Source organism: Blautia sp. aa_0143, from assembly GCF_004167315.1.
Lineage (GTDB): Bacteria > Bacillota > Clostridia > Lachnospirales > Lachnospiraceae > Blautia_A > Blautia_A fusiformis.
The window spans coordinates 1-10426 of sequence record NZ_RCXU01000052.1; the positions used below are offsets into that span (position 1 = coordinate 1).

The following is a 10426-nucleotide window of genomic DNA, read 5'->3' on the forward strand; positions in this document are numbered from 1 at the left end:
GCGTTGTTTTTCAAAAGTCCGCTGTCTGAGCGGCTGCAAGACGCGAGTTCGGACTTTTGGAAAACGGTTTTAGCAGAATTCCGGCAGCCTAGAAGCCAGCCCCCGACGAAGCCCCGGCGACAGGCAGCACACGCCTCACGGGCGTCCGTATTTCAAAAAAAAGAACAGCAATGAACCTCAAATCCACCACTGCTCTCCATTCATTTCCTAAATCACTTTCCCATCAAAGCAACAATCTTCTCCTTCAGCTCCCGCGCATTCTTCTTCGGATCCTCCGCCTTCATGATCGCAGAAACAACCGCCATACCACTCATACCGGCGCCCTCAAGCACATCCATATTCCCGGCATTCAATCCCCCGATCGCAACCGCAGGAATCGGAACCGCCTCACAGATATCCTTCAACGTAGAAACCTTGGTAAGGATCGTCACCACCTTAGTAGTAGTAGGATAAATCGCCCCCACACCAAGATAATCCGCACCATCCTCATAAGCCTTCACAGCAGCCTCCACCGTCTTGGCAGTAGCCCCCACGATCTTATCCGGTCCCATCAGCTTCCTTGCCACAGCAACCGGAATATCAGAAGCTCCAACATGCACACCAGCCGCATCACAGGCCAGCGCCACATCCACACGATCATCAATGATCAGCGGCACATTGTAACGATCTGTGATCTCCTTCACCTTAAAAGCCTTATCCAGATACTCCCGTCCACCCTTATTCTTCTCGCGAAGCTGGACCAGAGTCACACCACCCTTACAAGCCTCCTCAACCGTACGGAGCAAAGACTCCTCCGTATGATAAGAACTATCCGTCACCAGATACAACGTTACATCCAAATCTTTTCTATCCATCCTAATCCCCTCTTTTTCAGTACATTTCAATCTTCAACAGATCCAGCAGCTGTCGATCCGAAAGCCCATAGATCTCATCCAGCAGATTTACCTGAAAGCTTCCCGGACCGCGGGAAATCTTCTCCGCTTCCTCGCCGGCGATACCCATAAGTGCAGTACCAAGCACTGCCGCAGCCAGATAATTCCCGGATCTCCCATTTAATTCCATCTCAACGCCAGACCAGACACCTGCCTCTATACTATCCGTCATCTCTTTCGCAATATTATCTTCGCACCCCGGCAAAAACGCCGCAGTCAGTGCACCGACCATACAGCCGGTTCCTGTGATCCCGGACAGCGCCGCACTGCCATTTTGTACCAGAACAACCCGTTCACCATCCGTAACAAAATCCTGTTTCCCGGTAGCCAGCACGATTGCCTGATTATTTCTGGAAAAAGCCTTAAGCACTTCACTGACTCCATCGATATTTTCCTCAGTCAGAGCATCCTCGACACCCGCATCGATTCCGATCGCATGAGACGGCAGCCCGGAAACAGCCAGAAGCTCTGACATATTTCCCTTCAGCACTGCCGGATGACCGATCCTTAAAAGCTCCCGTGCCAGATCCAGCCTGAGATCACTGCATGCAACCCCTACCAGGTCCAGAAGAACCGGGATCTTATTTTCCATCGCTGTTCTCATAGAACGCTTCATTGACTCGATCCTGGCATCGGTAATATTCCCGAGATTCAGCATCAGCGCACCAGCCGATGCCGTAATATCTGTCACCTCTGCCGGATGCTCCGCCATGATCGGCCTTGCACCTACTGCAAGGACCACGTTGGCACAGTCATGGATCGAGATCGGATTGGTGATGCAATGGATCAGCGGCTTTTCTTCTTTAATTCGCTTTCGCAGTTGTAAAATTCTTTGTCTCATATGTTTTTGAACCCAAAGCTGCCTGGAATTTCACCAGAAGACCTGCTTTACTCAGAGCCTTCAGGAAAATATAGGCAACACATCCTCCCATTGTGGTTGCTGCAAGGAACATCGGCGTATAATAAAATGCTGTCAGTCCGCCTCTTCCCATCAGGAATGCCATCACCGGATAAGAAACCATGGATCCGATGATACCTGTTCCAAAGATCTCACCGATCACCGCACAGATGATCTTGCCTTTGGAAAGTCTGTAGAACACACCTGAAAGGAACGCGCCAAATACTGCACCGGTCAGTGCAAGTGGCGGGATTCCCATGAACATCATACGGATCACGCCGATCATAGTCGCACAGAGAAGAGAGTACCACGGTCCCATCAGAACCGAGCATACGATATTGACAAGATGCGCCGTGGGGCACATTCCCTCAATCCTCAGGATCGGTGAAATAACGACACCGATCGCAACCATCATTGCCAGCATTACCATACGAAGCGTGTGCATCCTTTGTTTTTCCATTGTGTTTTCCTCCCTGAAATATCAGGCAGATCCCTGTCAGATCCCGGGCAAAAACTTCCCGTCTGCTGCAGTCTGCCCTTAGATTTTGGCGGTCGAAGTTCCCTTACTTCCTCTCACTCCGAAAACACGGATTCCCATCGCTTACATGATCCTTCCGGAAAAATTCTCCGGAATATCACTCTCCTGCCAGACATTAAGGCGCTCCCCTTCCTGCCCGCTCTTTCGCAGAAGCTCCACATGCAGTCTCTGTCACTTTCACATCCCCACATTGTCAGACCATTCCAGTTCCATTCCTGCATCCGAAAAGAGCGCATCCCATGGCAAATTCCACGGAGACACGCTCTCAAATCACAATCCCTCCGTTGGCATTACCCAAATCAGGTACGGTCGAAGATCTATCTTCCTCTCAGCCTGTCACACAAGCTCCCGCTGGCTCTTTTCTTTTCTGTTTTTCAATATAGCACACACCTATCCCGTTGTCAAACCTCCACTGCTTATTGCTCTTTGCACTCCCGCCGGAGACTTTCCTGCATGATTTACATTTTCTGTAACTGCTTTTACCATACTTCACCGGCCCTTATTTCGCAAGACGGATCATATTCCAGCTGTGTTTTGCAAAAACTGCTTCCAGTTTTCCGCCGTCCAGCTTTGAGCACTCTGCACTGGCTTTTACAGGAACTACATTCTCGGGCTGCGTCTCTGTATTGACTGCCTGAAGATCATCATTGTTCAGCACGATATGCTCTACGATCTTATATCCCTCAAACTGTCTTAAGTCACAGGAAACTTCCATATCCTCATCCAGACTCTTATTCACTGCAAAGATCGTCAGCGTATCCTTTTCCTCATCCCAGACGCACACAGAATCCAGATATGGAGCTTCTCCATAAGTCTTGCTTTCATATATAGGTGTGAGAACCTGTGTATTAAGGACGGTTCCTCTTCCAAACACACTTGTCAGCATATACGGATAAAAGATCGTCTGACGCCATGCGCCTGTATCGGATGTCATGATCGGCGCAATAACATTTACCAGCTGTGCCATGCAGGCGATCTTTACGCGATCTGCATGACGGAGAAGTGTGATCAACATACTTCCCACAAGAAGTGCATCCTCAAAGTTATAAACATCCTCCAGCTGATGGGGCGCCTGTACCCATTTTTCCAGTTTTTTATCCTGTTCATTGCTGTGGTACCATACGTTCCACTCGTCGAAGGAAAGATTGATCTGTTTTTTTCCATGCTTCTTTGCTTTTACAGCATCGCAGATGGAAACCACTCCTGAGATAAAATCATCCATGCCCTTGGAGCTTGCCAGAAAATCGGCAGTGTCTCCCGATGCATTTCCATAGTACTGATGCAGGGAAAGATAATCCACCTGATCGTAAGCCTCGTCAAGAACCGTATACTCCCAGGAGCCAAAGGTAGGCATTTCCAGACTGGAGCTTCCGCATGCAACAGTCTCAACCTCCGGATCCATAAATTTCATCAGGCGGGCAGTTTCTGCTGCAACTCTTCCGTACTCTGCCGCAGTTTTATGTCCCATCTGCCACGGACCGTCCATCTCGTTTCCGAGACACCATAATTTGATATCATGCGGCTGTTCATAGCCGTGAGCCTTACGGAGATCACTGTAATAGGTACCTCCCTTAAAGTTACAGTATTCCAGAAGATTTTTCGCATCCTCCGGTCCTCTTGTTCCCAGGTTTACTGCCATCATCACATCGCTGCCGGCTTTTCTGGACCAGTCCACAAACTCATTGAGTCCAAACTGGTTTGTCTCGATGACACCCCAGGCCAGCTCCGGTCTGGACGGACGCTGAGTTTTCGGCCCGACGCTGTCCTCCCAACGGAATCCGGATACAAAATTTCCGCCCGGATAACGAACGATCGGTACCTGAAGCTCCCTTACCAGCTCCAGAGTATCCTGCCGGAATCCCTGCTCATCAGAAAGAGGGCTGCCTTCCTGATAAATCCCCTCATAAACCGCACGTCCGAGATGTTCTATAAAGGAACCATAGATCCTTTTGTCTGTTTTTCCGGTGAGGAAATATTTGTCCACGATGATCTGCGCTTTTTTCATTGTAAAAATCCTCCTGTAAATTATTATTTTCTGCTGCTACTGCATTTAGATCTGTTTCCGATTCCGCCGTATACCGGCTCTTACGCCTCTGTTCGCTCACACACTCTCAGCGGAAATCAACCGTTTCTATGTTTCATTTTACCATCCTGTTCTATCCATACCAGTGATTATCTTCCGAAATAGTTGACTTTTTTTCCGGTAAGATTTATCGTAAAGACAGTCTTACCAGACGGACGTCCCTCTGTCACTTTACTTTATACTTCCAGACAGAAAGTTCTTTACAATGCCACAGTCGGATTGTCTGATCTACGTAATGAAAGGAGCGCAGCATTTTCATGGATTTCACCTTAAATTTCTGCGAATACAACCGTTCCAACTCCGATTACGACAGGATTTTCCGGCCGGAGGGAAGCGGAGATTTTCTTTTTCTTTTATTTAAAACACCAATGAAGGTTTATCTGGGCGGTCAGCTTACTGTCACCCGGGATAATGCCTGCATCTTTTATATTCCGGGAAATCCCCAGCATTATCAGGCTGTGCGAAAATTTCGGAACAGTTATGTCCATTTTTCCTGCGGAGAAAACCTGGCAAAACGGTTCGGACTTCCCTGCAACGAAATTTTTTACCCCAGTAACTGCCAGGAGATCGATCACTGTATCCAGAAGCTGCAGCATGAATATCTGAACAGAGAAGTTTTTTCCCGGGACTACGAGTATGCCCTGCTCTGCCAGCTGATGATCACAGCCTCACGGGAACTCCGCAGTACAGATACAGGCAAGCCTTCAGACTCGGAGCTCTGCAGCCTGTTCCAAAAAATCCGTCTGGAAATGCTTACAAATTACGAAAAGCCATGGACAACAGAAAAGCTCTGCGCCATGGCTAATCTCGAAAAAAGTCAGTTTTATTCCTGTTACCGGAATTTTTTTGACAGCACCCCTCATGCTGACCTGAATCTGCTCCGTCTGGAAAAAGCCAAAAATCTGCTCACCAACGAAGCTCTGCCTGTTCAACAGGTGGCTCTGCTGTGCGGATTTTCAAATCTCTCACACTTCAGCCGGTACTTCCAAAAGAACTGTGGCTGTTCGCCCAGTGAGTGGGCACGCCGCCCCTGACCAAAAGGATATTCACACTCTGCATTTACTGCGCAGGCAACTTATCTGATCTGATCACCGTGCCGCATTACACTTCTCATAAGCAAACAGTGCCGCACCAAGCGCACCACAAAGCTGTGCCTCATCACAGATATAAAGCTTCGCCCCTAGCTTCTCCTCCAGTGCCTGGATGATACCTTTATTTCTGGCAACACCACCGGTCATCATGTATTCCCCCGGATTCTTTTTGCCAAGGCGGGCTGCAAGAGCTCCTACCTTGGAAGCAACAGATACATTCAGACCATGGATGATATCTGCCACGTCCTTATTCTGGGCAACCAGGGAAACTACCTCGGACTCTGCAAATACAGTACACATGCTTGAGATCACTACGTTCTCTTTCCACTCCAGGCCACGGGTACTCATCTCCTCCAGGGAAAGTCCAAGAGTACGGGCCATCATTTCCAGGAATCGTCCGGTTCCTGCTGCACATTTATCGTTCATCAGGAAATTTTTTACCGCACCGTTCTCGTCAATGCTGATCGCCTTGATATCCTGACCGCCGATGTCGATAACTGTACGCACATTCGGATTCAGATAATGGGCTCCCTTTGCGTGACAGGTAATCTCTGTGATACTGTCATCACCACTGTCAATATAGGCACGTCCATATCCGGTAGTAACGATACGCACGATATCTTCTTTCCTGATCCCTGCTTTTTCCACGGCCATCTCCAGGCTCTTCTCTGCACTCATCATAGCGCCGCCGCCTGTGGGAATGATCATGGTCGATTTAATTTTTCCGTCTTTATCCAGGATCACAACATCCGTACTTGTGGAACCGCTGTCGATCCCTGCCACATAATAAACTCCTGATTCCATTTTTTTCCTTATCTCCTCGCTGATTCCTTTTGATGGGTCCATATCCTCAGAGCCTTCCAGGGTCTCCGCAAAAGCCTGCACTCTGGTAAGGAGCTGTCCTGCACTCTGGCTTGTAAAATCTGTCTCGATCTTCAGAAGCGGAACCTTGATATCACGCTTGATGCTTGCATACTCAAATCCGTAATAGTCGCAGAATTTAATAGTATGATAAATGATCCCCTTCAGGTTCGGATCCAGATACAGCCGGTTTCTTCGGGTGCTGTTGTTCATACGGAAGCAGGGCATCTGGGAAAGAAGTGCATCCGCATAAGCCAGGAACATGGCATCGTCTTCCATTTTTTCCAGCTCCTCACGGATCACTGCAAGACGTCTTCCACCTGTACAGGTCAGGTTTTCCACATCCATGCGGATATTATCCCGGATCATTTTTTCCAGGATGCCGCTGACACGGACACCCAGAACACCGATATACGGCTGGTTATCCACAGGCTCATGGGAAAAAGCATTCAGAAATCCACTTCTGTCGAAGGTTTTCCCCGAAAATTTCTCATAAGCTTTCTTCAGACGGTGAATGCCCTGGGCAAGCTTCACCTTTTCACAGTCGTTATCCTCATGAGGCATGTCCAGCATGTACAGAAATTTACATTTACCGGTACTTTCCACAATGTCGTACACACGGCGCATGGAATCGCAGCAGTTTACAAGAACAAGCTGCTCCACCTTTCCCTCCAGCACTGCCTGGATCACGGATTTTCCAAAACCGCAGAGATTGGCATGTGCGATCTGGTCCGAAAGCTCAAAATTCTCCGGCATTTCCTCAAGAACCGCACATTCCTCGCCAAAGCCCTTAAACAGCTCCAGCGGTGTATATTTACAGACGTAATGTATCATGACCGTTTTTCCTCCTTACCTTCTGACAGCATTTCCAGATATGCCTGAAGTCGTGTGGATACCTGGCCGTCACTGGAATTGGCCGGGTTGCAGCCGTCACCGTCCAGGACCATGGTTGGAAGTCCTGCATTTTCCAGAGAATTTTTAATCAGGCTGGAAGCTCCGATGGTTCCCTTGCAGCCCCAATGCGCAAAAAGGATCCCGCCGTCTGCCTCTGTAAGGTTCGCCAGCTCCTGGGCACGCCGGATCCTCTGCTTCACACTTCCGTTGTAAATGCAGTTGACCATTTTTTCCGCAAGGGCCTCATAAGGATCCGAGGCCTGCATCCGCTGAAAACCGTCTGCAACAAAATCACAGGCACGGATATGCACGTTCTGGCTGTAATTAAATACATCCTTTACCGGCTCCTGCAAAAACGGCATCATATGCATCCACAAAATATGAAGACCTTCCCCCTTTGGTGCCTTCTTCACATCCTCAAGAAGCATTTTTGTGTATTTCAGGGATTCCTCTGAGCCCGCCAGAAGATGACACATAAAGATCGCATACAGCTCATTTGTCAGGGAAGTCACCGGATCGTGATCCTTTCTGAGGGCAAGCTGACTGCTGTAATAGGAGGCCGCTTCATTGCTGTTGGCAACTGCACGCTGTACCGACTGCTCGGAGATTTTTTTCCCGCCTACATCCTCCAGGAATTTCTTCAGCTCACGGAGCTGATCTGCAACATAGCTGATGGAATCCTGATTTTTTTCATAGGGTACGTCAATATAAAAGCCCGGGATCTGATATTTCTGTTTCAGATAAGGAAACGTCATCATGTTTCCATCGCAGGCAAGGTTTGTGTAGATGGTACATTTGGGCTTCGGTACCAATCCTGTCATGGACGCTCCCAGAAAAACCCTATGATAGGAGCACATGGTTTCCGGAAAGCCCTCTGATTCCGTCTGTGCCAGAAATGCCTGCTCACATCTGGTTCCGGCGATGAAGCAGGACATTGCCTCCACGGAATACGGAGTGATCCCTGCTGCTGTCAGAAGCTCTCCCGGTACAAAAATGCTCACCAGAGCGGTATCGTCCGGTTTTGCAAGGGCTTTGATAATATTCTGCATGACTACACGGGCTACATACTGTCCCGAAGCCGGAAGCTTCCTGTCAGGAAAAAGCTGCAAACGTTTTTCCTGAAGCCGGTATCCAGTGAGAAGAAGTTTTCGTGCTTTTTCCGGATCCCTGATGGATTTCTCTCCCACCATATCCCCGAATTTCTTTATAATATCCAATCTGTCACATCCTCCGTCAAATCAAAAAATCTATTATAAGTCTGTCAGACGCTTACCCGAAATTTTGTCTCAGACAAAATCCTGTAGCATTATCATCGTCTGGATGGTATAAAGGTTCCACCTGTCAGACCAATATTTTTATTATAAAGATATTTTTTTCAAATGTAAACACGCTAATTTTTACAAATTTGAAGCCTTTTGCACATATCAAAACATCAAAATGCAGATTTTCCACAAAACTCGCATTCCTTTTCGTGGAAAACCTGCATTTGTCTTATCACATTATCTTCTGCTCTGTTTTTTCCGTTACTCTGTATCACATCTGATGACGTACCACCTTATATTCATCTCCGGAACGATAATACGGACATTCCTTGTAATCACTGCTCACAAAACGATAATATTCATCCTCATCCAGATTGACATCACAGTAATATTCGTCACACTCTTCATCATATGTATAGTTTGCACAGTATTCGCAGCTGGTTCCCTTCATATTTATTTCTCCTCTCTTTGCAGGAAAGTATTTCTCCCTGCTGTTCTCCTGATTATATAACAAAAAAAGGAAGAATTCCATTACTGAAATCCTCCCTCTTCTTTTATATATCAGAACATTCCGTTCACAGTCTTATATTTGTAAAGCATCTCCGCATGATTCTGCTCTTCCACCTGGATATCTGCCAGAAGCTTCCGCACACCACTGTCTTCAAAAGCAAAAACATCCGAGTTGTATTCTCCGGAAATCAGCTTTTCTGTTCCGATACAGTCTGTTGCAAGAAAAGCATCGTGTTCCTTATCCTCTGAGGACATCACAGATGTGTAAGCAGCCTTGGGCTGGTAATCACGGCCGTCACTATCATTACAGTTTACCTGTGGAACTGTACCGGAAAGCACCTGGCTCAGGGAATCGTAATGCTCCTGCTCTTTTTTCTGAAGAGTCTGAAATAAGCTTTTAAGCTCCGGATCCCTGGCCTGCTGTGCGTATTTTCCGTATTTTTCAATGCAGCTTTTTTCCTGTGTCTGAAGATCCTGGATCACTGTGCGTTCTTTTTCCTTTAATATCATTATGATCATCCTTTCTTTTGATAATAATGATAGTATGGTTTGGAAACGCGATTTTATTCATGTTTTACGCAGTCAGGATCTCCATCAGTGCTCCATAAAGATCCTTGTCCAGCTCCATAGACTGAAGCTCAGATAAAAGAACCGGCAGCTTCTTTCCGGCTGTGATCAGCTGATATAATCTGTCCTTCAGTACAAAACCGATCTCTGCCTGGTTCAGGAAATCAAAGACACGCTCTTTTGTCTGATTGTCTGCCACTTCGCCAGCGAGAATGATCTGCACCTCTGCCGCTGTGTCTGCTTCCACTTCCACACAGATCTTCTGAAGCTTCTCTTCATATTTTACAGCAGCCTCAGTCTCTGCTCCGTTAACCAGAACCTTCACAGTATCTGTTCCTGTTTTCGCAAAATTACAGAACTCCACGGTATAAGCTCTCTTTGCCGGGATCAGCTCTGTTTTTCCCTGTGCGGGATGAATGGTAAACACTCCCTGATCCTTTTCCTTATAATCCATTTCCGTAAATACACAGGCACCATTTTCGTAAGCACAGGTTTCGTTGTCATCCTCATACAATCTGAAGCTTCCGTCAGCACCCGGGAATACCCGGATATTCAGGCTTTCCGGATTCTTTTCCGCCTCTGTTCCACGGATCTCATCGGTCATCACCAGAATACCGCCTGCTTTTGCAAGAACCGGGATACTGTCCAGAGTACGGTACATATCCACCATTCGTCCACCCTCATAGCGCAGACCTGTTTGACACTCCCCACAGCTAAAGCAGGGGGATTCTTGCTTCTCCCACTACTGCATTGGCAAACACCTTACGGTACTGCAATGTCTTACACAGTG

General features: G+C 47.6%; 10 protein-coding genes and 1 riboswitch. Of the genes, 1 reads left to right on the forward strand and 9 read right to left on the reverse strand.

From position 1 onward, the window contains the following. Positions 1-212 precede the first annotated feature (212 nt). The 4 genes from thiE to arfA all read right to left on the reverse strand — a co-directional run bounded on the left by thiE (position 213) and on the right by arfA (position 4373). The gene (gene thiE, locus EAI83_RS16485; protein WP_015526321.1) at positions 213-854 is read right to left on the reverse strand and encodes a thiamine phosphate synthase; all 642 of its coding nucleotides are present in this window, start codon (positions 852-854) and stop codon (positions 213-215) included. Between the two features lie 16 nt (positions 855-870). Then, entirely contained in the window at positions 871-1773 is a 903-nt protein-coding gene (locus tag EAI83_RS16490) for a hydroxyethylthiazole kinase (protein ID WP_021652219.1), read from the reverse strand. Next, positions 1736-2290, reverse strand: a complete 555-nt coding sequence (gene thiW / locus EAI83_RS16495) for an energy coupling factor transporter S component ThiW (protein ID WP_015526323.1) — start codon at positions 2288-2290, stop codon at positions 1736-1738. The genes EAI83_RS16490 and thiW overlap by 38 nt, the downstream gene beginning before the upstream one ends. Positions 2291-2627: 337 nt before the next feature. Next, positions 2628-2730: riboswitch (TPP riboswitch) on the reverse strand. 137 nt (positions 2731-2867) lie between these two features. Next, complete coding sequence (arfA, locus tag EAI83_RS16500; RefSeq protein ID WP_129976202.1) at positions 2868-4373, reverse strand: arabinosylfuranosidase ArfA; 1506 nt, start codon at positions 4371-4373, stop codon at positions 2868-2870. Between the two features lie 335 nt (positions 4374-4708). On the opposite strand from arfA, the gene EAI83_RS16505 reads away from it, so the two are divergent. Continuing rightward, positions 4709-5485: a helix-turn-helix domain-containing protein gene (locus EAI83_RS16505; RefSeq protein ID WP_129976204.1), complete on the forward strand. Its 777-nt coding sequence runs from the start codon at positions 4709-4711 to the stop codon at positions 5483-5485. A gap of 54 nt (positions 5486-5539) precedes the next feature. Here EAI83_RS16505 and EAI83_RS16510 read toward each other — a convergent pair whose 3' ends face one another. The 5 genes from EAI83_RS16510 to EAI83_RS16530 form a co-directional block, all read right to left on the reverse strand. Beyond that, on the reverse strand, positions 5540-7237 hold the full coding sequence (locus EAI83_RS16510; RefSeq protein ID WP_021652226.1) for an acyl-CoA dehydratase activase: 1698 nt from the start codon (positions 7235-7237) through the stop codon (positions 5540-5542). Next, positions 7234-8514 carry a 2-hydroxyacyl-CoA dehydratase subunit D gene (locus EAI83_RS16515; RefSeq protein WP_092073479.1) on the reverse strand — a complete coding sequence of 427 codons (1281 nt, stop codon included), beginning with the start codon at positions 8512-8514 and terminating at the stop codon, positions 7234-7236. The genes EAI83_RS16510 and EAI83_RS16515 overlap by 4 nt, the downstream gene beginning before the upstream one ends. A 316-nt stretch (positions 8515-8830) precedes the next feature. After that, positions 8831-9010: a DUF6472 family protein gene (locus tag EAI83_RS16520; protein ID WP_015526328.1), complete on the reverse strand. Its 180-nt coding sequence runs from the start codon at positions 9008-9010 to the stop codon at positions 8831-8833. A 110-nt stretch (positions 9011-9120) separates the two neighbouring features. After that, positions 9121-9579 (reverse strand): ferritin-like domain-containing protein, encoded by a 459-nt coding sequence (locus EAI83_RS16525; RefSeq protein ID WP_044961927.1) that lies wholly within the window; start codon positions 9577-9579, stop codon positions 9121-9123. A 64-nt stretch (positions 9580-9643) separates the two neighbouring features. Beyond that, complete coding sequence (locus EAI83_RS16530) at positions 9644-10306, reverse strand: DUF5110 domain-containing protein (RefSeq protein WP_118368595.1); 663 nt, start codon at positions 10304-10306, stop codon at positions 9644-9646. Positions 10307-10426 lie beyond the last annotated feature (120 nt).